Raw genomic sequence first — 24,811 nt, 5'->3', positions numbered from 1 at the left:
TACGATAAAATCGGTAATATCCAAAATTTGAAGCACGTGGCCGATGGTCACGCCAATCAGGATTTTATCAGAGATTACACATACGACAGTTCCGATAATAAGCTTAAGGGGTTTACAGTAAATAGCACGACTTATGGAAATACTTATGACCCAAACGGCAGCTTAACCAAAGAAGGTCAGAGCAGATATTATGAATGGGGAGCGAATGATAAACTGGCTGTTTTTAAAAATCAGGCCGGGACTTCTACGCCCTCTGTTTACACCAATTATTTTTATAATGCTAAAGGCGACAGGATAAAGAAACACACTCGAAAAGGGAATAAGATTGTAGTAACCTTTTACATGGATGGCGGGATGTTTGAGACTACTTATACCAAGACTGTGGGTGGTAGTATTGATAATGATCGATTTTTCAATACGATTAAAATCTCTGATGACGGTGCCTTGATAGCTACCATTCGTGTTGGAAATAATGTGGATGACAATACTTTTGCGATTAAATATATGATTGGCGATCATTTGAACAATTGCAATGCTGTTTTGAAGACTACGGGTTCTTTGATTAACCGAGAGGAGTATTATCCTTTTGGAGAGACGAGTTTTGGTGGGTTTCAATACAAACGATACAGGTATAACGGGAAGGAGAAGGATGAGGAGAGTGGATTGTACGAATATGGGCAAAGGTATTATGCTCCGTGGCTCTGCCGTTTTGTGTCTGTTGACCCCGCCAAAGAACAGCGAGCTTGGCTAACGCCTTACAATTATGTACAGAACAACCCAATCAACTTAACCGACCCCACGGGTGCTTTGGATGATGGCGGTGGTGGTGGCGACCCTGTTAAAAAGGGGGATACGTTCGTTGGCGATGATGGCAAGACTTACACAGCTTCGATAGATGCGGTTGAAATTACAGCCGTTGCCCCACGAGATAAGCATGAAAGTGCTATTTTAAATGATAAATTGTCATTTACTGCTAACTATGGTTGGGTAGATAATTCTCATGCGTTTACTGATACAGAAAGGAATGAACCTAATATAGGAGTTGGGGAACTGTGGAGACAGTTAAAAAATGAACCATCTTCCGACCAAATCCATAGGGGTTACTATTCAGTAAATTACAAACAAGATATAGTAGTTGGGGATTTTTCAATTGGTATCGAAAGGCAGTATTTAGTTAAAGAAGGACTTAACCTTGATGAAAGGAAGTCCGTAGCCCTTGCGATTTTCCAAGATGTTTCAATGGCTTTTGAATCATTTCAAGCTGTTGGTGCTTTAGTAGGAAGGGGCGACTCATCATTTTCACCTGAAGATTTGCCATCAAATATGTTGAGCTTTTATCGAACTATTGAAGGAATGGAAAGAAGTGAAGTCGAAGCCATGACTAAACCTGTATCACCTGAACAAGCTATTGACGTATATCGAAGCTACCCTGGGACTTTTACCGATAGCCAATATAAAAACAGGAGCTTTAATCCCCGTTATTTTGATACTCCATATACATCAAGCAATTTTGGTGTTCCTGATAGGTTGAATACAATAAAACCCGCATCAATAAGCTCTACAAGAGATTTTGGAAAAGCAAATCTTATTCTTTTAGACCAAGACTTAATTAGGAAGCGATAATGAAAAAAGGGAATTATATAGTAGTTGTCATTCTTTTGACTTGTGGTCTTGCGTCTTGTTTTTCTAATAAATACGAAGAAATAGGACAAAAAAGAGTTGAAGGAAGCGAGAATTTACAAGTGAAGTTCTTTCAATTAGATGTGTTTGAGCATATATCGCCAATAGATTTTGAGCTTTTAAACGAGAACGATTCTGTTTTGATACACAGAGAGTATTTAACGGGAGAAACGCCAATGATGGAAAGTGTAGATAAATTTTCCCCGTTTTTGTACGACAGTATTTTTTATATCTGTTACCCATATCCCAAGGTTCTTGCAATCCATCATCTTGACATTTCTAAATCACAAATGCCACGAGATACTTTACTTAGAAAGCTAAGAAAGCACGATAGAAAGTTGATTGACGGTAAAAAATAGTAAATCGTCTAAGCCCAAGTTCACAGCTTGGGCTTTTTTATGCCCTAAACCTTCGGTCTTGGTTCTTCTAAGGTTCACAATCTCAAAAGTTATCAACACCCGCTCCATTCTTCCGCTATCCCTTTTCCCGCCTTGCTTTCCTTCTTTTTTCTCTCTCTTTTTTCCTTTGCCCCATTCCGCTTGCATTTAGGCTGATTTTAAGGGCTGAACAAAACCCAAAAACAATAAGCAAACCGACGATGCCCTTACTGCCTATCAAAAATATGTTGTAAATTGGGACACCTTTAATCCTGCTCACCTGGACAGTAACAAAAATACCATCACTCAAGAATACGATGCCTTGAACCGCATCCGCAAGGCAACCTATCCTGCAGATAGAGATGGGCCGGGGAAAGAGATGCATCCGGAATACAACAAGGGAGGAGCATTGCTTTCGCTGAAAATGGATGGAGCGGAGTATGTGAAGGAAGTGGCATATAATGCCAGAGGGCAAAGGATATTGATTGCTTACGGCAACAAAATTATGACCCGTTATGCTTACGATCCCAAAACTTTTAGGGTACTGCGGCAGCGAAGTGCGCTCTACAACCATAGCGGTCATACGTATACCCCGAATGCCGGAATACGACAAGACCTGCAATACACCTACGATCTGGAAGGAACAATTACATCTATAAATGATGCTGCTCCCGCAAACACTTATGCCCAAGGTCCTGGAGATTTATTGCGGGTTTTTACACATGATCCTTTGCGTAGATTGCTATCGGCAACGGGTAGGGAGACATCCAATGTTTATGCTCAACTTCGACTGGTTGTTAGCTTTTGCGAAAGCGAAAGCTTTACAACCATCAATCCCGCATTTTACAGCGGGACCAGCTGGAATTTAAATATAAGAACCCAGGATTATACGGATACCAATATGCCAAGTATTTTTACTATGACCACGGGCCGCTTGCGCGGGTAGAGTTGGGTGAGAACCTGGTGCAGGGAATGGATTATGCTTATACCTTGCAGGGATGGTTAAAAGGGATAAACTCTAACAGCCTAAATACAGAACGCGATATGGGTCTTGACGGGCAGTACCAGTCGGGCAACCCCAATGCCACCTTTGCCAAAGATGTATATGGTTTGAGTCTGGGCTATTTTGCCGGTGATTATAAACCGATTGATCAAGCCAATAAATGGAATACGGTAAGCGATAGATTTGAAGCCTCGGTAGTGGGCAGCCAACTTGATGCGAACCGGCACAATCTCTACAACGGGAATATTGGTTCAATGGTCAATACCATTACCGATCCGACAGATCGCAGCGCGGTTTCAATAGGAAATGCATACGTCTATGACCAGTTGCACAGAATAAGCGAAGCGCGCAGCTTTGACGATCTGGAGGCGAGCACCAATACGTGGGCAGCGGGGACTACGTATAATGGAATGTATGAGAATACCTTTGGGTATGATGCCAATGGAAATATAGAGAAACAACTTCGCAAAGACGAGAGCGGCAAAGAAATAGACAGTCTATCGTACAAGTATGATGAGGGAGTGCATGGAAGAAAACGAAACCGGCTTTACCATGTAAACGACACGGTAAGGGAAATCGCCTTTGACGATGATATTGACGACATGGGTGACTTTGATGGAACATCAGACAATGTAGCCACCAATAACAATTACCGTTACGACGAACTGGGTCAATTAATTTACGACGCTCAGGAAGAGATAAACTATATAGACTGGCGCAACGACGGGAAGATACGGGCGATATTGCGTGCCGGCAGCAGTGCCGAGAGAGACTTAACTTTTACTTATGACCCCTCGGGAAACAGATTGGCTAAGAAAGTTTACAGCCCATCTGGCACATTGATATATTCAAATTATACCGATTGTATATCTGTAATAGTCCAATAAAAAATTGGACTAAACAGCTATTTCCTCGGTATCATACCAGAAATCTTTGGTTTATTTTATTTTTTCCGTGGGTATGGCTATATTCGTGATGCGAATGTGAGAAATTTCAAAGTTTCTGCCTTAGCAGAACTTTAGAAATTACCATCCCGACCCATCGGGAGAAACGTCATGGCAACTTATAAAGCAAATATCGACACGGTGGCAGAGAGTATCGTTTATACTGTTGGTGAGCGCCATATATATGGTAGCGACCGAGTGGGGATGTATAACTATCCCGATACGGTTTATCCAATACCTGCGGCCAGCACAGCTTCTTTTCAACCTGTATGGCGCGGCTACCGCAAATATGAATTAAAGAACCACCTCGGAAACGTAACCACAGTCGTTAACGCCAATAAGATACCGCTCGACGACGATGACAATGGAATAATAGACGGCTTTGACGCGATAATAGAAGGGGCGTATGATTACTCACCTTTTGGAGTAACCCGCAAAACCTTTGAGCCGAGCTACACGGCAGGAACCAATGGCGAAGCCAATCCATTGGCGCCTGATTTTAGATGGTGTTTTGATGGTGATGGGATAGAAGCGAATGGCAGTGGTCATGATGCAACTTTGTATAGTACGACTCTAATTGACGACCGGAATAGTGAAACGGGCAAAGCGCTTAAAACCGCCGGAAATGCCAATTCATATATAGAAATTGCAGATCATGCCGACTTTGATTTTGGATCTACTGATTTCACGGTTGGTATTTGGGTTAAGAAATTGGTTAATAATAGCAGTTGGAATCATACGATTGCTGCAGGTAAGTGGCATTCAGGTCAGCAGGCGGGCAATAATGAGTGGTATCTGGCTATATCAAATGGTGGCTCCGGGAGCAATCCACCGCAGTTTGCTATAGAGATTGGTACAACGAAATACACAGCAGCGGGCAGTCCGCTGGCTACAGGTTCGTGGTATCATCTGGTAGGTGTGCGTGAAGGGAATAATATCAAGCTTTATATTGATGGTACTTTAATTGATACCGAGTTTGTTGGTACCGGAGCGATTAATAATAATCCGGCGCGTGAGATATTGATTGGTAAGATGGATAATGGGAAGTATCTTGAGGCGGGGTTTGATGAGTTCGTGGTTTACCATCGTGCTTTGGATGCAACGGAAGTTGATGAACTTTATGGAATGGGTTGTGGTGATTTTGAAGGTGAAATGGCTAGTGGTGGGTATCGTTATGGGTTTAACGGTATGGAGAAGGATGATGAGATAAAGGGTGAAGGGAATAGCTATACAACACCCTTTAGAGAACTAGATCCGAGATTAGGAAGATGGTTAACTATAGATCCTGTAGTAAAGTATTGGGAAAGCCCTTATGCTTCGTTCGCTAATAATCCTATATATTTCATTGATCCGAGTGGTCTAGATCCAGGAGATCCTGTTAAGCCTGGGGATGCTTTGGGTTCAGCTGGATCAACTGCTCCGAACGGAGGAGAAAGAGGAGGCGACGGTTCAATTGCTGGAGGAGAGGCAGTATGTTTAGGATGTGGAGCAACAGGAGAAGACGTATATGGTCTGCCTGAGGAGACTTCTTATAATATTACAAGTGGCCCAAATAATGTACCTGATAATGCCTTCGTACTTCCACCTGTTACTATCCCAGTTCCTACTCCAAGGGTAATACCTGTTCAACCGTCCCCTACTCCTATTTTATCACCTTATGCCAGAGGCGTAGGATTAATTGCTCTTTGGTCACTTTTTGGCACTGCTGACACGAACCCCTATAGCCCTGGAAACAAGGAATTTATTGTTTTTCCTGATGAGGTTAAAGGAGTTGCGAAAGAAGATATGGCTACTCTTCGAGTGCAATTCCAGACAGGGGAATCGAATATTGCTAGTCAAAGTGCTAATAATTTTGCTTCTGTTGGCGTTACAGTTTTGCAAGCGGATGTTGCACTACATTCAGTGTATTCGCAAGCTTTATCCAAACATAAAAAATTAGTTATGAGTCCACAGTTTGCTGCTGCATTTCAAAAAATGGCAGCTCGAGTCGCAAATGCGCCCCCTTATGGTATAGTGCCGGGTCATACGCAAATGAATCTATCACATGAATTTTATTATAAAGGAATTCTATATAGAATAGAAGTTGAAGCTTTAAGAGGGCATAGCTTGCGACAATAAATATTTATTAATACTCTAAGAATGGATACACTAAAGGAAATATTTAAAGTAATTCGTAAATCGGAAAATACCACTGGAAAAACAGCAATGTATGCTTTAAAAGATTTAGGCTTATTAACCGAAAGGCATACTCAAAGTAGATATAACGAAGATTATTCCATTCTCTTTGATGAAGATAATCTCATAAAATTAAGGCTTACTGACGAATTCACAAGTATCTTAGTTTATTATTTCTTTTATCGATTAAACAATAGGTTTCCATTTGCCATCACCACGGCGTGGTGTCTTGGAAAATGTTACGGATATCCTATTGAGAATGGAATTTTGGGATTATTAGAATTGTATTCAGAAGATGATGAGGTTCAACAGCAGTTGCTATTTTCTTTAAGTTCAATTACAGACGTTAGAAAAAACTATGAAAAAAATCTGTTTAGTATAAAAAATTTACTTATTGCCGAGAACAAGCCTAAAGTAACTGATTATGTCAGAGATAGGTTTCCCGAATGGAATGTTTGACGCAGCTTAATTAATGGAAACATAGAAAAACAACTTCGCAAAGACGAGAGCGGCACTGAAATAGACAGCCTTACTTATAAGTATGATTTAGGTGTGAGTGGAAATAAACGAAGAAACCGGCTTTACCACGTTAAAGACAGCGTAATCGAAACCGCCTTTGACGATGATATTGACGATATGGGTGACTTTGATGGAACATCAGACAATGTGGCTACGGATAACAATTACCGATACGACGAACTGGGTCAGCTAATATACGATGCGCAGGAAGAGATAAACTATATAGACTGGCGCAACGACGGGAAGATACGGGCGATATTGCGCGCCGGCAGCAGTGCCGAGAGAGACTTAACCTTTACTTACGACCCATCGGGAAACAGATTGGCTAAGAAAGTTTACAGTCCATCTGGCACTTTACTATATTCTAATTATACCGATTGTATATCTGTAATAGTCCAATAAAAAATTGGACTAAACAGCTATTTCCTCGGTATCATACCAGAAATCTTTGGTTTATTTTATTTTTTCCGTGGGTATGGCTATATTCGTGATGCGAATGTGAGAAATTTCAAAGTTTCTGCCTTAGCAGAACTTTAGAAATTACCATCCCGACCCATCGGGAGAAACGTCATGGCAACTTATAAAGCAAATATCGACACGGTAGCAGAGAGTACTGTTTATACAGTAGATGAGCGTCATATTTACGGCAGCGACCGCGTTGGAATGTACAATTATCCCGATACGGTTTATCCTGTGCCTGCAGCAAGCACGGAAGACTTTATGCCTGTGTGGCGGGGTTATCGCAAATATGAACTCAAGAACCACCTTGGCAACGTAACCACCGTAATTAACGCAAATAAGATACCGCTAGACGACGATGCCGATGGAGTGATAGACGGCTTTGACGCAATAATTGAAGCGGCTTATGACTACTCACCCTTTGGTGTAACGCGAAAAAGCTTTGAGCCGAATTATACGGCAGGAAGCAGCGGTGAAGCCAATCCGTTGGCACCTGATTTTAGATGGTGTTTTGATGGGGATGGGGTAGAGGCGAATGGCAGTGGGCATGATGCGACTTTGTATAGCATGAACACCACCGCAGACCGAAACAGCCAGGCGGGCAATGCTCTTGAATCGCAAGGAAACGCTAATTCTTACATGGAAATTCAGCATGATGCGGATTTAGTTTTTGGAGGAAATGATTTTACGGTTGGTATTTGGGTGAAGCGTTTGGCGCTTAATAGTAACTGGAATCATACTATTGCTGCCGGTAAGTGGCACTCTGGTCAGCAGGCGAGCCAAAATGAATGGTATCTAGCCATATCAAATGGTGGCTCGGGCAATAACCCGCCACAGTTTGCCATCCAGGCCGGCAGTACCAAGTACACGGCGGCAGGCACGGCACTACCGGTGGGTGATTGGTATCACTTGGTGGGCGTGCGCGAAGGCGATTACATTAAGCTGTATGTTGATGGTACGTTGGTTGGCACCAAATATGTGGGCGCGGCCGTGGTGAACACCGTCCCTTCGCGCAATATATTACTGGGTTTGATGGGCAACGGAAAGTTTCTCAAAGCCGGTTTTGATGAGTTTGTGGTTTATCATCGGGCATTGGATGCTACGGAGGTTAATGAGCTTTATGGAATGGGTTGTGGTGATTTTGAAGGTGCCGAAGGTGAATTGGCTAGTGGAGGGTATCGGTATGGGTTCAATGGGATGGAGAAAGATGATGAAGTGAAAGGGAGAGGAAACTCAATCAATTATAAAGCCCGAATACAGGATACAAGGTTGGGGAGATTTTTAAGTGTGGATCCATTAACCATGCAATTTCCATATTACTCGCCTTATCAATTTGCAGGTAATAAACCAATTATTGCGATTGATTTAGACGGAAAAGAAGAGTTCATTAGAACGCGTTATATAGATGCGGTAGGAAATGTTTATAGAACACAGATACAGGTTGTTACATCAGTTCAAGGCTCTGATAGAACTACATTTGGCGTGGGTACTACACAACTCATTCATAATACCGATGTCACTGTAGGTACAAATGGAATTGCTGTGGCGGCTTACACTGGTTCTTTGATTGGCAATTATGTGGCGCCGGGAAGTGCTGCTAATGTTGGTAATACTGCACCAGGCTCGTCTGCTTTTACATTGACCGAGAATATGTCTGTTGCTCGAGCGATTCCCGTAGGAGCTGGTTGGCAAACTCAAATATCCATCAATGGTGATAACCGAAGTATAGATAAAACTTTAACTCAACCATTTCCTACTGGGCAGCGCATAGCTTTAGATTCTAGAGGGAATCAAGTGAGGTCTCAGGTTAATGGTCTTAGTGGAATTGCAGAAACGTCATCAGGGAATGCGCCGTCATTAGAACCAAATTTGCCACTTGGGTTTAATCTAACTCCACAAAACCCTGGTCAAAGATTTTTACAAGGTAGTGGTTTGCCTATACCGCCAGGTTTGTCTCGTGGAGGAAAAGCAGGTTCAATCGTTCAAGCTGATAATATATTCAAATTAGTGTCAAAAGGTGAATCATTTGCTACCGGAAACCCTAATTTGACAACTATTCCCTTACCTTCAAGAGCAGAAAGTGGGGATCAAAATCAACAAGGTAAAAAAGAAATGAGAAAAACTACTTCAGTATCCTTTTAATATGAAAAAAGTAATAGTCATTACATGCTTTATTTGGTTTTACCACAGTGGTATCTCTGCGCAAAATGTAAATTACAGAGAGGTGTTTTTTGAGGTTGATAGCGTTGTTATAGACTCAGTACCAGAATGGGATCCAAATCAAAAAGAGTATTCGCTTCGAGAAGTGTATCGCAATGGAGATATTTTTTCATCGCAAACTTTTCATGGTAAGAACAGGCTTAAAACAGTATGGGTTGATTTTGACTCAGTTGCTGTTTATTTGGGTTTCGATGAATCAGGCTACTGTGTGAATTTTATTTCCATAATAACTCCTAATGATAGGAAAGGTCACATCTACGAATTTGAGCGAGACTTATCACTAAATACGATTTCAGAAGGTTTTGTTGTTCCGAATGGAATGCAATATCGATACTATAAAACAGGTGAATTATTTTCAGAGATGATTTATAATAATGGTTTGAAAGATGGTTATTACAAAGAATATTATCCCAATGGAAGTTTGGCAGTGTTTCAAGAATTTAGAGATGATAAAACAAATGAAATATATCAAGATTTTTACAGTAATGGCAGTATAAGGGCACAATGGTTTTATAAAAACGATAAAATTGATGGTAAGAAAATCTTCTATAATGAAGATGGAACTATTTCTACAGTTCAGTATTGGAAAGAAGGTATATTGCTTGAAAATGATCGATAGATGCTAAGAAAGTTTACAGCCCATCAGGCACATTACTGTATTCAAATTATACCGATTGTATATCTGTAATAGTCCAATAAAAAAAATTGGACTAAACAGCTATTTCCTCGGCATCCTACCATAAATTTTTGTTTTATTATATTTTTTACGAGGGTATGATTATATTCGTGATGCGAATGTGAGAAATTTCAAAGTTTCTGCCTTAGCAGAACTTTAGAAATTACCATCCCGACCCATCGGGAGAAACGTCATGGCAACTTATAAAGCAAATATCGACACGGTGGCAGAGAGCATTGTTTATACTGTTGGTGAGCGCCATATATATGGCAGCGATAGGGTAGGCATGTACACCTATCCTGACACGGTTTATCCTGTTCCTGCGGTAAGTACGGCAAACTTTCAACCTGTGTGGAGGGGCTCTCGCAAATATGAATTAAAGAACCACCTGGGCAATGTAACAACGGTAGTTAACGCCAACAAGATACCTCTTGATGCGAATAGTGATGGAACAATCGACGGTTTTAACGCAATCATAGAAGGAGCTTATGATTACTCGCCTTTTGGTGTAACACGAAAAAGCTTTGAGCCGAATTATACTGCAGGAAGCACGGGTGAAGTCAATCCCTTGGCACCAGACTTTAGATGGTGTTTTGATGGTGACGGTGTAGAGGCGAATGGCAGTGGGCATGATGCGACTTTGAACAGCATGACAAATATAAACGACCGGGACGGCGATCCTGGCGAAGCACTTAAATCTGCCGGAAACACCAACTCCTACATCGAAATAGCAGATCATGCTGACTTTGATTTTGGATCTACTGATTTCACGGTTGGTATTTGGGTTAAGAAATTGGTTAACAATAGCAGTTGGAATCATACGATAGCCGCAGGTAAGTGGCATTCTGGCCAGCAGCCAGGTAATAATGAGTGGTATTTGGCTATATCAAATGGTGGCTCGGGTAGTAACCCTCCGCAGTTTGCTATAGAGATTGGTACAACGAAATACACAGCAGCGGGCAGTCCGTTAGCAATAGGCTCATGGTATCATTTGGTAGGAGTGCGCGAAGGGTCTAATATCAAGCTTTATATTGATGGCAGTTTGATTGCAACCCAAGCGGTAGGTACGGGAGCGATTAATAATAATCCGGCGCGTGAGATATTGATAGGTAAGATGGATAATGGGAAGTATCTGGAAGCCGGTTTTGATGAATTTGTGGTTTACCATCGAGCTTTGGATGCTACGGAGGTGGATGAACTTTATGGAATGGGTTGTGGTGATTTTGAAGGTGAAGAAGGTGAAATGGCTAGTGGTGGGTATCGGTATGGGTTCCAGGGACAAGAGAAGGACGATGAGATAAAAGGAAGTGGTAACTCGCTCAATTACAAGTACAGAATGCATGATCCAAGATTGGGAAGGTTCTTTGCGGTTGATCCGTTATTTAGGGATTATCCTTGGAATAGCACTTATGCTTTTAGCGAGAATAAAGTTATTCAAATGGTAGAACTTGAAGGCTTAGAAGCAGCTGACCCTGAAAAACATAAAGAAAAACCCTTGTTAAATAATGAAAAACCATCAAGTGAGCCTAAGCCCATATTAAAAAATGATAGACCACTTACTCCTGATAATTTCGTGCCCATTGAGATCGATCCGAATGAAATTGATCCTATGGAAAAGATGTACTTCGAATTACCGCCTAATCCGTTAGACCAACAACAAGACATACCGAGTAAACCAAAAAAGTATGAACCATTGCCACAAATAGACAAAAGGCTACCTGAAGATATGAAAAACGATTCACTTCTTAAATATAATAAGCCACATCCAGACATTTTAGAAGAGTTAAATCCACTTCCAGACTTTCCAACAGCGGAAGACCCCCCAATTTCGTAAATTTAAATTCATATTATTGATAACAAAATGAAAGAAAAAAAAGCTATTTTACTTCTATTTTTGGGTGTATTTTGCTCATTAATAGCTTATAATCAAGATACCCTTAGTGCCGTAGATAAAATGCAGTGCTTGTATGCCGTTTACTATGAAGGCTATAAAAAAGGTGAATTTGAGCCTTTTTTACTGGAGAAAGCAGAAAGTATATGTTTTCAAATATTAGAGGAGGATTCTTCTAATTTTGTAGCCAATTACTATTTAGGTTTAATGTATGGTAACGAAATAGTTCGCTTACAAGAAAGAGAAGATTTTCTTAGAAAGCAGTATGATATATATCGAAAACGGGCTAATCGCATGATAGAAGAAAGTAAAGAGAAACCCGAGCAGGAATAGCTACCAATTTAGATCGGTTTGGTTGTTTAGCTAAGGCTTACAAGTATGGCTTTAACGGTATGGAACGGGATGATGAGGTGAAGGGAAAGGGGAATTCATTAGACTTCGGAGCTAGGATTTATGATTCAAGATTAGGACGATGGTTGAGCATAGATCCGTTATATCAGAAATATCCATCTATTTCTCCTTATAATTATGCTGGCAACAGCCCAGTTATGTTTATAGACATTGGTGGAGAAAGTATTGTGCCTGTGAATGCACAAGCTAGACCACAATTAGAAACGGTGTTTGCCAGTATTTTTGGACAAGTTCCAGATGTACTTTCACGTATAGAGTATGTAAATTTAGGGAGTCGTTCCGATGGGTCTACAATATTTGGATTTACTTTTAGTGAAAGAGATGGTGATGGAAATCCCGTAATGACATTAAGAAGTGCAAGACAGAATATACGAGATTCTCAAGGAATGAATCCCAAGCAGAAATTGGAAGCATTGGCTACTTTGAATCTTTTAGGCCAAGATGATCTAACCGAATTTCAAACGCCTAGACGAACTGCGGATGAAATAAATATAAATCAAAGAATGACTAAGAACTTTACTCTAAGCGCTCTGTCTAATCTATATGAGCAAGAGGAACTGGCTGGAACAGTTTCGGAAAACACTATGGTTCAGTCTACCGGTAGCTCTGCTGGAGCTCCAGGTGCGGTCTTATTTACAAGCGATGTAGAAGTTAGTGCAAAAAACACCTTTAATCAAACCATTAAAGTTAAAGGTATTATTAATAGTGCAGGAGGAGATCAGGATTCACGTGTCCGTCCCATTATTGATAAAATTATTGAACAATCCGGAGGCGCAAGCTATAAACAAGACAATACCCGATATTCGCTTGACTCAGCAGGTAGGGTTAGCTCAGAAACTGAATGATAATATGAAGAACTTTTTGTTTTGCCTACTAGTAATTGCTGCTTTTATCAGATGTGAAGGCGTAAAAGAGAAGAGCCCTGATTCACAGAATATAAATTCTTCCCCAAATAATCAAATATATTCCGATGAATTTGTTAGAAACATAGCCTTTAATTCTAGATCATTTCATGATTCAATTACTAACATACGAACAGTTTCTCTGTTTCTTAATTTTGATTCTTTAGTTGAACGCACAATATATATTAGCATAGATACCGTTTCTGGGCAAATTATCAATCTAAAAATTGTTGAAGATAGATTTGATCAATATACTTTATATTTTTCTGATAATTATAGTAAATTAGATTCTGGATATTTTGATTTTCCTTCTAAAGAATAAAAAGAATCATTGATCCAATATACTGTATATGCTAAGTTACTCAAGATGTGTATGCTTTTTAGGTGTAAAATATAGGAACCCCGCTACCCTGCATCATGCCATCTGCTTGATCTCTGATTTGTAATGCTGGGGCATTAAAAAGCATCCTTTGCAATAGAGAAAAAAGAAAGTCTAAGTTTAATGGCGGGCTGCGTGTTTAAGCCAATCTATTTTGAGTAGAATTTAGCTGCGCTTCTTTTAGGAAAGAATCGACCACTTTAAGAATAGTGTTTTTATCTTCTTGTGAAATCTTCTCCAGGAGTTCCAAACGGTAAAGCATTTTTTTATCCTTTACGATAACATCAGCAGATCCCACCAAATAATCCAGAGAGACATCCAGAGCCTGTGCGATTTAACGGTGAGAATATAGAAATAGATGGATTTTAAAATCTGCGAGGAAAACAAAAAGGTAATAGACTAGAAAAGTTGGAAGTGATCTAAGGCACTGTTGTAAGCACTTCTTTTACAATAGAAGGGAGATAATTAAACTCACGCTCCTTACTTACAAAGCGTTTGGCACCTACATTATACGATTCTTCAATTGTCCAGTCGTTGTCGCTATTACTCAAAAAGATTACTGGCACATTGTAATCAAAACTTTGCATAAGCTGTATGAGGTCAAACCCACTGATTGAGGGCATGGTAATATCTACAATGACAAGCTGATAAGTTGCATTGCCCAGAAGGTTCATTGCTTCTGATGAGCTTGAGGCGATGTCAACATTATACCCGTGCTCCATAAGAACTTTACGCGTAATTTTCAGCGTAATAATCTCATCATCAACTAATAAAATGTGGTCTTTATGTAATTTAGGCTTTGCCATTGTTTAAAGGTAAAAAATTATGCTGACGTGAGACTCAACTGATGTTTCGCATCATCGATCGCGTGTTTTGAAATTGCAATAATTTTTTCAATTTCAGATTGTACATTTTCATATATATCCTCCTTCAGCTTCATCTCTACTTTTTTAAGCAGCACTACCAGGTCTTTTAAACCCAGAGGAACAGCCGATGACCGCATACGATGCACGACAAAGCGCACAGAGTTCCAGTCTTCAAGCGAACTGCCATTTTCAAGTTCTATCACATCTTTAGCTGCCTGATCGGTATAGAGTTTTAAAATCTCAGAAATAAATGCTTCGTCATTTCCCGAAAGGCGTCTAAGTCCTTCAATATCTATTATTTGATTCTTCATAAGTTTGGGGCAGTAATACACCTATAGTTACGTGAATTCTGCGCATATGGTTTCATTTTGTTAATTGTTGTACCACCTGAAAAAGTCCATTCCATTGGCGTAAAGCAATAAGGTTAATAATATAGCAATTCCCACGAGCTGAGCGTATTCCATAAATTTTTGATTTGGTTCACGGCCGGTAATCATTTCGTACAAGAGAAACATCACGTGCCCGCCATCGAGTGCCGGAATTGGTAAAATGTTCATTACGGCAAGAATGATGCTAAGTAAAGCTGTCATGTTCCAAAAACGAGGCCAATTCCACGAATCGCCAAAAAGTCCCGCTATTGTTCCAAAACCCCCAACTTGTTTTACTCCTTCGGAGCTGAAGATGAGTTTTAGTGATCGTACATAACTTACCAAAATACCCGTTCCCTCCTCTACTCCAGCCGGAAAGCTTTCGAAGAAAGTATATTCTTGCTTTTTCGTTTCTAAAAAATCGAAAGGTGACTTATTCATGAATCCAAGACGGCCAAGAGAGTCAACGTCGACGTCGATTGTTATGGGTTCAGAATTTCGGGTTATGCCAAGATTTATATTTTGATTTTTGTAATTCCTCAATTGCGAAACCACGCCCTGAAAAGAGTCCGATTGTTTTCCATTAATGGTCTGAATAACATCATTTTTCACCAACCCTGCCTTTTCGGCATAGCTGTCAGGAAACACAGAATCTACTACAGCTGGATAGCGCTCGTAAAAAATTGATTGTACTCCCGAAGCCAGCATTTGCTGATCAATATCGTCCGGAAGGCTTATATCCATTTCTTTTCCATCTCTGGAAATTTTTATGCTACGCGCATCACCAAAAAGGACTTCCTGATTTACTTCATTGAGTGTTTCGGGTTTGTGGTCGCCCACCATCAAAATTTTATCGCCTTCCTGAAATCCGTTTTCGATCATCAATGAATCCGCATATACACCGTAGGCCAAGTTTTCATTGGGAATATATTCTTTTCCCCAGGCAAAAAGCATCATTGCGTAAATGAAGAAAGCGAGAATTACATTTACGGTTACTCCGCCTATCATAATGATAAGTCGTTGCCAGGCAGGCTTAGATCTAAATTCCCAAGGTTTTGCCGGTTCTTTGAGCTGCTCGGTGTCCATTGACTCATCAATCATTCCCGAAATTTTGACATAGCCGCCAAGAGGCAACCAACCGATTCCATATTCGGTATCGCCAATTTTTTTCTTGAAAATAGAAAACCAAGGGTCAAAAAAGAGGTAGAACTTCTCTACACGGGTCTTAAACAGCCGTGCCGGAATAAAATGCCCCAATTCGTGGAGCACGACCAGAAGCGAAATGCTTAGAAAAAACTGAGTTACCTTTATGGCAAAATCCATTATTTTGTTTCTTTAAAAATAGGTTTCTTAACTATAACGACGAAATCTTTGAACTAGCATAGGCTCTTGTTTCGCTATCGGTTTCAAAATAATTTTCTAACCGGGGCTGAGCAATGTACGTAACGTTTTGAAGGCAATCTTCTATGAGATCAGACATGGCTAGAAACCCGATGTTGCCAGCTAAAAATTCTTTTACAGCTATCTCATTTGCAGCATTTAGCACGCATGGCGCGTTTCCGCCTTTTTGCATGGCGTCAAATGCAAATTGAAGATTTCTAAAAGCCTTGTAATCCGGTTTTTCGAAAGTAAGCTGAGGGTATTTCATAAAGTCAAACCGCGGAAAATCTGATTTTATTCTTTCGGGATATCCCAGGGCATATTGGATTGGGAGTTTCATATCAGGAAGACCCATCTGTGCTTTCATGCTTCCATCTTCAAACTGCACTATGCTGTGAATAATAGATTGTGGATGGACAACAATATCAATCTGTTCCGGCTTTAAGCCGAATAACCATTTCGCTTCAATCACTTCAAGTCCCTTGTTCATCATTGATGCAGAGTCTATTGTGATTTTTGCACCCATGTCCCAATTGGGGTGCTTTAGGGCCTGAGCAGGCGTAACAGATTTTAGATCCTGAAGCGACATTCCCCGAAAGGGGCCACCACTTGCTGTTAAATAAATTTTTTCAATCGGATTGTGAAACTCGCCGCTAAGACATTGAAAAATAGCCGAGTGCTCTGAATCAACAGGGTAAATGTTTACACCTTTCTCTCTTGCCGCTTTGGTAATAAGTTCGCCCGCTACGACAAGCGTTTCTTTATTTGCCAAGGCAATTTGCTTACCGGCTGCAATAGCGCGCATAGTAGGTTTGAGGCCAGCAAATCCAACCAGGGCGGTGAGTACCAAATCAATGGTTTCCATTTCAACCACTTCGGCCAGAGCGTCCCTTCCACAAAAGACTTTTATACCTTCGTCAAAGAGGCGATCTTTTAAAGCTTTATACTTCGATTCATCGTGAATTACCACCGCATTGGCCTTAAATTTTAAAGCCTGTTCTGCAAGCAAGTCGGCATTAGAGTGCGCAGTGAGCACTTCAACCTGAAATCTATCGCTATTTGCCGCGATAACTTCCAGAGCTTGAGTACCAATGGATCCCGTAGAGCCCAGAATGGCAATATGTTTCTTTTGATTTTCGCTCATAAAAGGTGCAAAGATACGAGAATGGAAGCAGTAAGAAGTCGGTAGAGATGTTATTTAGACATAAAGCTGATTTTCTGCGTCTTTTGAGCGCTTGTTGGGGTTCCCTTTCGGGGAATCAAATCAAATAGTGAAAAGAAAATTTGAGGTCATCGTGAATTATTGTGATTGAAATTTCATGCTTTAGCTGTATTGAATTGAAATTCGCGTTTGTGCTGTTTCTGGCGCAAAATAACATTGATACGCACCCCCATAAATACCAGGAAGAATAAAGCTCCTGCCGCTACTGCCATGCTTCCCGATATGGATGCACTCCACCAAACGGCAAGATAAAACCCACCTACGGCAGATGCGATTCCAAACAAAGCTGTAAACCAAAGCATAGTTGTAAGATTTTTGCTTAACAAATAAGCTGTTGCCGGTGGAACTACCAGAAAAGCAACCACCAGAATGGCACCTACGGCATTAAAGCTAAGCACAACAGTTAGCGAAACCGCACCCATCAGTAAGTAGTGCCAAACGCCTGTTTTTATACCGAGACCACCTGCAAAACCCGCATCGAAACTCGTAATAAAGAGTCCGCGAAAGCCGAAAATTATCCCGAGAATGACGAGGATGAGATTTCCACCTTGAAGCCAAATTGGGGCGGGGCCAAAAGAGTTATCGCCAATCCAAAGCAAGTTAAAAGGGATGTATGCAATGTCGCCATAAAGAACGCATTCCTGATCGAGATCGACATTACCTGTGTAGAGACTGACGAGGATTACACCAATAGCAAAGAGCCAGGTAAAGGTAATTCCGATAGAAGCATCAGCTTGTATCCGCGCGCGGCGATAGAACCATTCTATCATAAAAGTGGTGAGCAGACCAAAAGCCGCTGCGCCAATCAGCATAACGATTGCATTTCTCGATTCGGCAACTAAATAAGCAATAACAATTCCGGGAAGCACGGCGTGCGAAATAGCATCGCCAACCATCGCCATTTTTCGCAAAATCAAGAATACCCCTAGTAGTCCACAGCTTAGTGCGACAAGAATACCGGTTAGTATAATCCAAAAATCGTTCATGATTCGGCTTTTATTACTCCGGGAATCAGTGATTCGTGCGGATCAATTGTTGGGTACCCCAATTCCTTGAGTAATGCTTCTTCAATTTCGGGTGTGATAATGTGCTCAATCGCATCGGCCGCGTGGTGTACGTGGTCTTGCGGCATATTCATCCGCTCATTTAGGTACAGCTCCCAAAGCCTATGCAGGCGTACTACGCGCATTGCTTCTTCAAGTCCTCTTTGGGTAAGTGTCATACCCGATGGCGTACGCGAAATAAAATTTTGCTTTTCGAGTTTTTTTAATGCGGTTTGCAGCTGACGACTTTCAAAATGGCGTGCGGCGCTTAACTCAGTGAGCGTTAGGAAATCGTGTTGCTTTTCTTTTTGAAAAATGTAGAAAAGTTTTAGCACGTTTTCAGTATTCATTTTTGCCACGTGTTTTTTGCGCATTGCATTTCTATGAATAATTCCTTTTCGCGGAGCCATCAGGAAAGTGAAAATTGCCATAAGGCTTAAAATCACAACAATCCACGGCCCTGTGGGCATGGAAGGGGCTGTATATGAGATTAATACGCCACCAACAGCACTTGTCATTCCAAAAGCCAGTGCGAGGAAAAGCATGTGGCTAAGTCTTTTGGTGTAAAATCTTGCTGCAGCCGCAGGCGTTATAATCAGGGCCGCCATAAGTACCACGCCTACCGCTTGTATGCCACTGGCTACAGCCAATACAGTGAGTGTAGAGAGCAAAAACTCCAGCCATTTTGCCGGAAGGCCAACACCTTTTGCAAAATCCGGATCGAATGAATAGAGTTTTAAAAAAGGGTAATAAATAAGGATGGCTCCTATCAAAATGACATCTACCAACACAAAAAGGTAAATATCTCGCGGAAGCATGGAAGCCGCCTTACCAAATAGAAAAGACTCAAGACCTGACTGATTTCCATACGCGCCTTGCTGAATGTGGGTGAGCAATACAATTCCAACGGCAAAAAAGACGCTTAGCACAATCGCAATTGCCGTATCTGACTTGATTTTACTGTAGTTGCGAATGGCGTCAATACTCAATAAACTTAGCCATCCGGCAATGAGGGCTCCCGGAAAAAGAACCCAAAGATTCTTTTCTTCAAAAATGAGAAATGAAAGTGCAACACCAGGCAGAAGCGAGTGTGCCACCGCATCGCCCACAAGCGATTGCTTGCGCAGAAACGCAAATGTGCCAACCAACGAAGCGCCACCACCTATAAGGGCGCAACCAATGATTACCCATATTAAGTTTACGCTCATTAATCCACTTTTTTCTTTTCGCGAATCGGAAACTCTTCTTTCCTAACAAGCTCTGCCACACGGTTAAGCAACGTAAGTTTTCCGCCATAAGCTACTCTAAGGTTTTCTTCGTTCAGCACATCCACCTTTGGCCCGGAAGCCACAAGGCGGGTGTTGAGCAAGACTATCCAGTCAAAAAACTCAATAGCAGTATGCAAATCATGGTGAACCAAGACTACAGTTTTACCTTCGCTCCGCATATCTTCGAGAAGTTTAATAATAGCCGATTCGCTTGCGGCATCTATACCCACAAAAGGTTCGTCCATAAGGTATAAATCTGCCTGCTGCGCAAGTGATCGAGCAATAAAAACGCGCTGCTGCTGGCCTCCGCTCAACTCGCCAATCTGCCGATTTTTGTAGGCCGTCATTCCCACTCGCTCCAGCGCATCGGCAGCAATTTCTTTATCTAGTTTAGAAAGCCTTCCAAAGAGCTTGCCCTGTCGGTATCGACCCATTTTGCAAACATCCATTACCGTTGCCGGAAAATCCCAGTCAACCGATTGGCGTTGGGGCACATAGCTCATGCGCTCGCGAACCTCGTCAATAGGCTTTCCAAAAACCTTTACGTATCCGCTATCTGCGGGAAGCAAACCCATAGCAGCTTTTAGCAAAGTGGTTTTTCCCGATCCATTAGGGCCGATTATACCCACAAGTTTTCCTTCGGGCACTTCAAAATCGATATCCCAAAGTACGGGTTGCTTGTCGTAACTAACTGTGAGATTATGTGCTTCGAGAACGGTCATTTCAATGCTTTTTTAATGGTTGATACATTGGTTTTCACCATATCAATATAAGTTGCCGCACCACTGTCTTTGCCGCCCAGCGCATCAGAATATAGAGAGCCACCTTCTTTTACGTTATAGCCGCGGTCTTTACATCCTGCAATTACTGCTTCTATTGATCGGGACGATACGCTGGTTTCAACGAAAGCGGCCTTTATTTCTCTGGAAATGACCAGATCAACTAGATTTGTTACATCCCGTATTCCATATTCGGCCATTGTAGAAATGCCCTGAAGGCCAATTACTTCTGTATTGTAAGCCCTTCCGAAGTAAGAGAATGCATCGTGAGCGGTGATTAGTACGCGCTGCGGTTCAGGTATTGAGCTCATCTCTTCGGAAACCCAAATATCTAGATCTTCTAACTGCGTTGTGTAGGCTATAATTCTTTCAGGATCAGTGCATTCAGGAGCTACCTGCAAAAGCTCATCGCCGAGGTAAGTTATTACGGTTTTCCAAATTTCCACATCAAACCAGATGTGTGGATCGGGAATTTTTTTGGCTTCATCGCCATACAACTTTGTTTCACTATCGAGTGCTTCGCCCAGGAAAATAACTTTTTTAGTTCGTTCAAGCTTATGCAAAATATCCTGCATTCTTCCTTCCAGGTGCAAACCGTTTGAAACAATTATATCGGCAGAAGCCATGTCATCCAGACTTTCCTTGGTAGGCTTAAACAAATGCGGATCCGTGCCTGGCCCCATAAGTGAGATTACGATACAGGAGTCGTTTGTGATTTCAGATACAGCATCAGCAATGATGCCTGTGGTACAAACAATTTTTAATTTTTGGGAACCTTCATTTGGTGCAGAAGTGCATCCTACACTGATGATTAAGCAGAATAATAGATATCTCATACGGAGCAAAGGTCGGAAAAAATTTAGACTTGTCTAAGTTTTTATTAATGGCGATCTAAGAATAGTCGCGAGTCGCAAGTCTCTAGTCTCGAGATGAGCAATATGCCCGTGAACTCGTTAAGTTTTTATGAATGGCGATCTTATATTAGTCGCGAGTCGCAAGTCTCTAGTCTCGAGATGAGCAATATGCCCGTGAACTCGTTAAGTTTTTATGAATGGCGATCTTATATTAGTCGCGAGTCGCAAGTCTCTAGTCTCGAGATGAGCAATACGCTGGCGTGACCCGACGATCATATTGAGTGCGTATTCTAAGATTAAACCAAATGAAGTTATCAACAATGTTGATATCCTCATCTGGAGTTTTCAACATATATTAGGATGCATATTTAGCAATCGATAAATAAGGCGTTCCTCTTTTTACTACTGCAAATACGCGGTGTATTAATTTGTTTTTGATCACGTTCAATGTGCTCATTTTATTTTTACCCTTTTCGATGCGTTTAAGGTAATATTGCCTTATCTCTGGATCGTGTTGGCGGGCAGATGACGCACCCATTAATAGTAATTTTTTCATATTCTGGTTACCCATCTTACTTACTTTTGTATTCCCTTTAATGCTGGTGCCGGACTGAAAAGGAAAAGGAGCAATTCCTGTATAACAAGCATATTGCCTAGCATTTTCAAAAGCGGTAAAACAGTTAGTGGTAACTATTAAACTAGCTCCCAGGACAAAACCTACTCCTTTTATGGAAGTTACCAGTTTGTATAAATTATTAATAGTCTCATCTGACCTAATGATTTTCATAATTTCAGCTTCAACTTCTTTGATTTCCTGCGCCAAGACTTTTATAAGTTTAGAATGGGTATGGATGAGCACCTTCACTTCACTTTTTTTGAGTACCGATGAATACTCCTTACATGATGCCTTATAGCCTCCCTTTTGCGTAACCATTCTTTCGCGTATCGCTAGTAAATTCTTTATCTTCAACACTTCTTTTGATGGAAGTACTGTTTTTTTGAGTTTGTCCCGACGTAAATGAGCGTATTCTGCGATGCGGGCAGCGTCTACTTTATCATTCTTTCCTCTCACAACACCCATCGAACGTTTAACTTCCAAACCGGATACCATAGAGAACAGTATGTTCTTTTCAGCTAGAAAAGCTGCTAAAGAAAGTGAATACAGACCAGTATGTTCGAAACAGAAGTAAACTTCATCTGACTTTACTTTATGCTTCTTGATCCAAGCGAGCAAGGCTTTAAATCCCTTAGCATTATTTGCAAATTGCTTATGCTGATTAATCAGGTGCAGATGAACGTCAATGGTGAGTTTGGATATATCCACTCCGACAGTTTCATTGTAAGTTTTACTGATTCCCCCGAAACTTACCGGTAAACGAATGTTCATTCCAAGAATACGATTGTAATCCACGAATAGTGTTTTTCATGCTATAGAAGTGGGAGCATCCACTTAGCAATTTGTAATTTTTCGGATGTTTTATAAATGATGTTTCAAGCCGATTTATATCACGTCACATCGAGATCTGCTTCAATAAAAAATTGAAAAACGGATATGATGACGTTAAAGCTTAGAAAACTGCTCCGCTGGGTATCTACCCCTGCGGCCATTAATTTCAAGTAAATATTGATAACCGCTGCTTTAAAATGTTCAGTCTATAATTTATAGATGTTTTCCGCAGGGTAGATACCGCTGCGGAGCGCACACGACTAAAATGCTGTATATCAACACTTGATACAATACGTCAATGATAGTGGTTTTTAATCTTAGAAACTCTTAGGACTGGAAGGACTCCGTATGGACGAGCGTAGCGAGTTAGAGATTCTTAGGTTTAAAATTGTATCGAGATGTCTTATGCAGAGCCTGTCGAAGTGCGAAGCCGAAATTTTGTTCTTCATATTGCGAAGGGAACTTATTTTTCAAATCTAAAATGGCTTTTTTTGCTTTATTTTTTATCGACTTAACTTATGTTATACATCTCGATACAAATCCACAGCGAGTATCTATAACTAGTTAATATTCATCTCTAAAAGCTGTGGATTCACTCGATGTGACGAGGTTTTACGCCAATTGACCGAGGTCACAATACTAATGTTATCAATTTACTGGTACACTCAAGGGGAATCAGTTAATGAAAATTTTAAAAGCATTGAAAATGACTGCGGAGCACATTAGAATGTCTGGGCTAGAAAGTTCGATAGCAAGCCGCACGAAGTATTGAAAAATAAGGAGTCCCGCTGGGGTGGGATGACTGTTTTCAATACAAGTGCAACGCAGATAGCGGGCTTTATAGCCAGACATTCAAACAAAAAAAGAGCCGCGTTCATAATTGAACCGCGACTCTTTCCCCCTTAAACTATGTTTTTAACCTCTTGCAAAATGAATTCGCAAGAAGATTGTTTTTCTAATAAATTGCTCTCGATGATCTGCGTCCAGGGCGGTAGATTACGGTAAACTCTAATGCTCCCCGATTATTCGAATAATCACTCAAGCCGGAAGTGTTGATGTCATACGATATTCTAAAAATATTAGAGTTATGTCGTACTCCCGCATGAATAATTACTGCGTCTTCTGTTCTATAGCTAAATCCACCTATTACCTGATACGGGGTACCCGATACTGTGTAGTAAGCCAGCAAATTTGGCTGAAACTGACTCGACTCCCGCTGACGGTTGTAAATAACCGAAGGTTCTATCAAGACATCTCTGTTTACCTCAATGCGCGCACCAACATTTCCCATCCAGCGCATTGGTAGTTTTGACTTCTGCTCGCCAATAAACGATTCGTTTGGTGTGGTAATGTGAAATACCGCTGCATCTGCAAATGGATTTATTTTTTTGGTTCTGTCGGTAGATTTATAACTTACACCCATATTGGCATCAACCATAAAGCGCGAAGTTCTTGTAAAACTCTCCATACTTGGTAAATCACCATCAAAGTTTCGACCATCAAACTGGCTGTCGAAAATCATACCGTTGGTATTAACCCGTTTGTAAAGAAGTCCGAGTTGAACACCTGTTGTAATCATGTACTTCGTTTGGTTTGGATCTGTAACCTGATACGCTCCCGAAAGCAGAAAGTTTGAAGTATTTATAATATTTGCTTCATCCGTATTTACAAATACAGCCCCCAGTCCAATTCGATCACTTGCCGCCATATCAAACGACATGGCGAAGGTGTTGAAACTCGTTGATAGTGAGCTCCACTGGGTGCGGTAAAGTGCCGCAATACGCATATCGGTAAATTTGAGCATACCAGTATTTGCAGGGTTAAACATTACAGGAGCTGCATCAAATTGTGATATTTGCGCATCCTGAGCGCTTATTTTTTGGCTTACTGTAAAGGTCATGACCAATCCAATAAGCAGTGTTGGAATAATGTTTAGATTCTTTTTCAT

The 24,811-nt window shown here is 41.0% G+C and carries 23 protein-coding genes; 13 read left to right on the top strand and 10 right to left on the bottom strand.

From position 1 onward, the window contains the following. The 13 genes from G3O08_RS11650 to G3O08_RS11590 form a co-directional block, all read left to right on the top strand. On the top strand, window positions 1–1,623 hold a 1,623-nt coding region (locus G3O08_RS11650), incomplete at its 5' end, for an RHS repeat-associated core domain-containing protein (RefSeq protein WP_204336859.1). Further along, entirely contained in the window at window positions 1,623–2,039 is a 417-nt protein-coding gene (locus tag G3O08_RS11645; RefSeq protein ID WP_163285549.1) for a hypothetical protein, read from the top strand. The genes G3O08_RS11650 and G3O08_RS11645, both read left to right, overlap by 1 nt. Window positions 2,040–2,379: 340 nt before the next feature. After that, complete coding sequence (locus G3O08_RS11640; RefSeq protein WP_163285548.1) at window positions 2,380–3,003, top strand: hypothetical protein; 624 nt, start codon at window positions 2,380–2,382, stop codon at window positions 3,001–3,003. A 26-nt stretch (window positions 3,004–3,029) separates the two neighbouring features. Continuing rightward, window positions 3,030–3,947: a hypothetical protein gene (locus G3O08_RS11635; protein WP_204336858.1), complete on the top strand. Its 918-nt coding sequence runs from the start codon at window positions 3,030–3,032 to the stop codon at window positions 3,945–3,947. A 168-nt stretch (window positions 3,948–4,115) separates the two neighbouring features. Then, window positions 4,116–6,122, top strand: coding sequence for a LamG-like jellyroll fold domain-containing protein (locus tag G3O08_RS11630; protein ID WP_163285546.1), 2,007 nt, complete (start codon window positions 4,116–4,118; stop codon window positions 6,120–6,122). Window positions 6,123–6,143: 21 nt separating this feature from the next. Continuing rightward, the gene (locus G3O08_RS11625; RefSeq protein WP_163285545.1) at window positions 6,144–6,638 is read left to right on the top strand and encodes a hypothetical protein; all 495 of its coding nucleotides are present in this window, start codon (window positions 6,144–6,146) and stop codon (window positions 6,636–6,638) included. Between the two features lie 93 nt (window positions 6,639–6,731). Continuing rightward, window positions 6,732–7,100, top strand: coding sequence for a hypothetical protein (locus G3O08_RS11620; protein ID WP_163285544.1), 369 nt, complete (start codon window positions 6,732–6,734; stop codon window positions 7,098–7,100). Window positions 7,101–7,268: 168 nt separating this feature from the next. Beyond that, complete coding sequence (locus tag G3O08_RS11615) at window positions 7,269–9,299, top strand: LamG domain-containing protein (RefSeq protein WP_163285543.1); 2,031 nt, start codon at window positions 7,269–7,271, stop codon at window positions 9,297–9,299. Window position 9,300: 1 nt separating this feature from the next. Beyond that, a complete protein-coding gene (locus tag G3O08_RS11610; protein ID WP_163285542.1) occupies window positions 9,301–9,996 on the top strand; it encodes a toxin-antitoxin system YwqK family antitoxin in 696 nt (231 codons plus the stop codon). A 250-nt stretch (window positions 9,997–10,246) separates the two neighbouring features. Then, entirely contained in the window at window positions 10,247–11,887 is a 1,641-nt protein-coding gene (locus tag G3O08_RS11605; protein ID WP_163285541.1) for a LamG-like jellyroll fold domain-containing protein, read from the top strand. A 27-nt stretch (window positions 11,888–11,914) separates the two neighbouring features. Then, window positions 11,915–12,277 carry a hypothetical protein gene (locus G3O08_RS11600; protein ID WP_163285540.1) on the top strand — a complete coding sequence of 121 codons (363 nt, stop codon included), beginning with the start codon at window positions 11,915–11,917 and terminating at the stop codon, window positions 12,275–12,277. Next, window positions 12,274–13,200, top strand: coding sequence for an RHS repeat-associated core domain-containing protein (locus G3O08_RS11595; RefSeq protein WP_317164061.1), 927 nt, complete (start codon window positions 12,274–12,276; stop codon window positions 13,198–13,200). The genes G3O08_RS11600 and G3O08_RS11595 overlap by 4 nt, the downstream gene beginning before the upstream one ends. Before the next feature lie 4 nt (window positions 13,201–13,204). Next, the gene (locus tag G3O08_RS11590) at window positions 13,205–13,579 is read left to right on the top strand and encodes a hypothetical protein (protein WP_163285538.1); all 375 of its coding nucleotides are present in this window, start codon (window positions 13,205–13,207) and stop codon (window positions 13,577–13,579) included. A 476-nt stretch (window positions 13,580–14,055) separates the two neighbouring features. Here the strand turns inward: G3O08_RS11590 and G3O08_RS11585 are convergent, their stop codons facing one another. The 10 genes from G3O08_RS11585 to G3O08_RS11540 form a co-directional block, all read right to left on the bottom strand. Then, window positions 14,056–14,442, bottom strand: a complete 387-nt coding sequence (locus tag G3O08_RS11585) for a response regulator (RefSeq protein WP_163285537.1) — start codon at window positions 14,440–14,442, stop codon at window positions 14,056–14,058. A 17-nt stretch (window positions 14,443–14,459) separates the two neighbouring features. Next, complete coding sequence (locus G3O08_RS11580; RefSeq protein ID WP_163285536.1) at window positions 14,460–14,813, bottom strand: Hpt domain-containing protein; 354 nt, start codon at window positions 14,811–14,813, stop codon at window positions 14,460–14,462. 60 nt (window positions 14,814–14,873) lie between these two features. Continuing rightward, window positions 14,874–16,193, bottom strand: coding sequence for an RIP metalloprotease RseP (gene rseP / locus G3O08_RS11575; protein ID WP_163285535.1), 1,320 nt, complete (start codon window positions 16,191–16,193; stop codon window positions 14,874–14,876). Window positions 16,194–16,224: 31 nt separating this feature from the next. After that, a complete protein-coding gene (locus tag G3O08_RS11570) occupies window positions 16,225–17,394 on the bottom strand; it encodes a 1-deoxy-D-xylulose-5-phosphate reductoisomerase (protein ID WP_163285534.1) in 1,170 nt (389 codons plus the stop codon). Between the two features lie 173 nt (window positions 17,395–17,567). Further along, on the bottom strand, window positions 17,568–18,458 hold the full coding sequence (locus G3O08_RS11565; RefSeq protein ID WP_163285533.1) for a metal ABC transporter permease: 891 nt from the start codon (window positions 18,456–18,458) through the stop codon (window positions 17,568–17,570). Then, on the bottom strand, window positions 18,455–19,723 hold the full coding sequence (locus tag G3O08_RS11560) for a metal ABC transporter permease (RefSeq protein WP_163285532.1): 1,269 nt from the start codon (window positions 19,721–19,723) through the stop codon (window positions 18,455–18,457). Before G3O08_RS11560 ends, G3O08_RS11565 begins: the two co-directional genes overlap by 4 nt. After that, a complete protein-coding gene (locus G3O08_RS11555; protein ID WP_163285531.1) occupies window positions 19,723–20,505 on the bottom strand; it encodes a metal ABC transporter ATP-binding protein in 783 nt (260 codons plus the stop codon). The genes G3O08_RS11560 and G3O08_RS11555 overlap by 1 nt, the downstream gene beginning before the upstream one ends. Then, window positions 20,502–21,398 (bottom strand): metal ABC transporter solute-binding protein, Zn/Mn family, encoded by an 897-nt coding sequence (locus tag G3O08_RS11550; RefSeq protein WP_163285530.1) that lies wholly within the window; start codon window positions 21,396–21,398, stop codon window positions 20,502–20,504. Before G3O08_RS11550 ends, G3O08_RS11555 begins: the two co-directional genes overlap by 4 nt. A gap of 373 nt (window positions 21,399–21,771) precedes the next feature. Further along, a complete protein-coding gene (locus G3O08_RS11545) occupies window positions 21,772–22,827 on the bottom strand; it encodes an IS110 family RNA-guided transposase (RefSeq protein WP_163285529.1) in 1,056 nt (351 codons plus the stop codon). A gap of 991 nt (window positions 22,828–23,818) precedes the next feature. After that, complete coding sequence (locus G3O08_RS11540) at window positions 23,819–24,811, bottom strand: PorP/SprF family type IX secretion system membrane protein (protein ID WP_163285528.1); 993 nt, start codon at window positions 24,809–24,811, stop codon at window positions 23,819–23,821.

It is taken from the genome of Cryomorpha ignava (genome assembly GCF_010686655.1).
In the GTDB taxonomy this organism is placed as follows: domain Bacteria; phylum Bacteroidota; class Bacteroidia; order Flavobacteriales_D; family Cryomorphaceae; genus Cryomorpha; species Cryomorpha ignava.
The sequence above is the reverse complement of the archived record's forward strand: the minus strand, read 5'-3'. Positions and strand labels throughout refer to the sequence as shown.

Coding starts and splice junctions, on each gene's coding strand:
- G3O08_RS11645 (WP_163285549.1), top strand. CDS start 1,623: ATGAAAAAAGGGAATTATATAGTAGTTGTCATTCTTTTGACTTGTGGT.
- G3O08_RS11610 (WP_163285542.1), top strand. CDS start 9,301: ATGAAAAAAGTAATAGTCATTACATGCTTTATTTGGTTTTACCACAGT.
- G3O08_RS11630 (WP_163285546.1), top strand. CDS start 4,116: ATGGCAACTTATAAAGCAAATATCGACACGGTGGCAGAGAGTATCGTT.
- G3O08_RS11585 (WP_163285537.1), bottom strand. CDS start 14,442: ATGGCAAAGCCTAAATTACATAAAGACCACATTTTATTAGTTGATGAT.
- rseP (WP_163285535.1), bottom strand. CDS start 16,193: ATGGATTTTGCCATAAAGGTAACTCAGTTTTTTCTAAGCATTTCGCTT.
- G3O08_RS11570 (WP_163285534.1), bottom strand. CDS start 17,394: ATGAGCGAAAATCAAAAGAAACATATTGCCATTCTGGGCTCTACGGGA.
- G3O08_RS11605 (WP_163285541.1), top strand. CDS start 10,247: ATGGCAACTTATAAAGCAAATATCGACACGGTGGCAGAGAGCATTGTT.
- G3O08_RS11560 (WP_163285532.1), bottom strand. CDS start 19,723: ATGAGCGTAAACTTAATATGGGTAATCATTGGTTGCGCCCTTATAGGT.
- G3O08_RS11550 (WP_163285530.1), bottom strand. CDS start 21,398: ATGAGATATCTATTATTCTGCTTAATCATCAGTGTAGGATGCACTTCT.
- G3O08_RS11615 (WP_163285543.1), top strand. CDS start 7,269: ATGGCAACTTATAAAGCAAATATCGACACGGTAGCAGAGAGTACTGTT.
- G3O08_RS11565 (WP_163285533.1), bottom strand. CDS start 18,458: ATGAACGATTTTTGGATTATACTAACCGGTATTCTTGTCGCACTAAGC.
- G3O08_RS11540 (WP_163285528.1), bottom strand. CDS start 24,811: ATGAAAAAGAATCTAAACATTATTCCAACACTGCTTATTGGATTGGTC.
- G3O08_RS11590 (WP_163285538.1), top strand. CDS start 13,205: ATGAAGAACTTTTTGTTTTGCCTACTAGTAATTGCTGCTTTTATCAGA.
- G3O08_RS11580 (WP_163285536.1), bottom strand. CDS start 14,813: ATGAAGAATCAAATAATAGATATTGAAGGACTTAGACGCCTTTCGGGA.
- G3O08_RS11600 (WP_163285540.1), top strand. CDS start 11,915: ATGAAAGAAAAAAAAGCTATTTTACTTCTATTTTTGGGTGTATTTTGC.
- G3O08_RS11625 (WP_163285545.1), top strand. CDS start 6,144: ATGGATACACTAAAGGAAATATTTAAAGTAATTCGTAAATCGGAAAAT.
- G3O08_RS11635 (WP_204336858.1), top strand. CDS start 3,030: ATGGATTATGCTTATACCTTGCAGGGATGGTTAAAAGGGATAAACTCT.
- G3O08_RS11555 (WP_163285531.1), bottom strand. CDS start 20,505: ATGACCGTTCTCGAAGCACATAATCTCACAGTTAGTTACGACAAGCAA.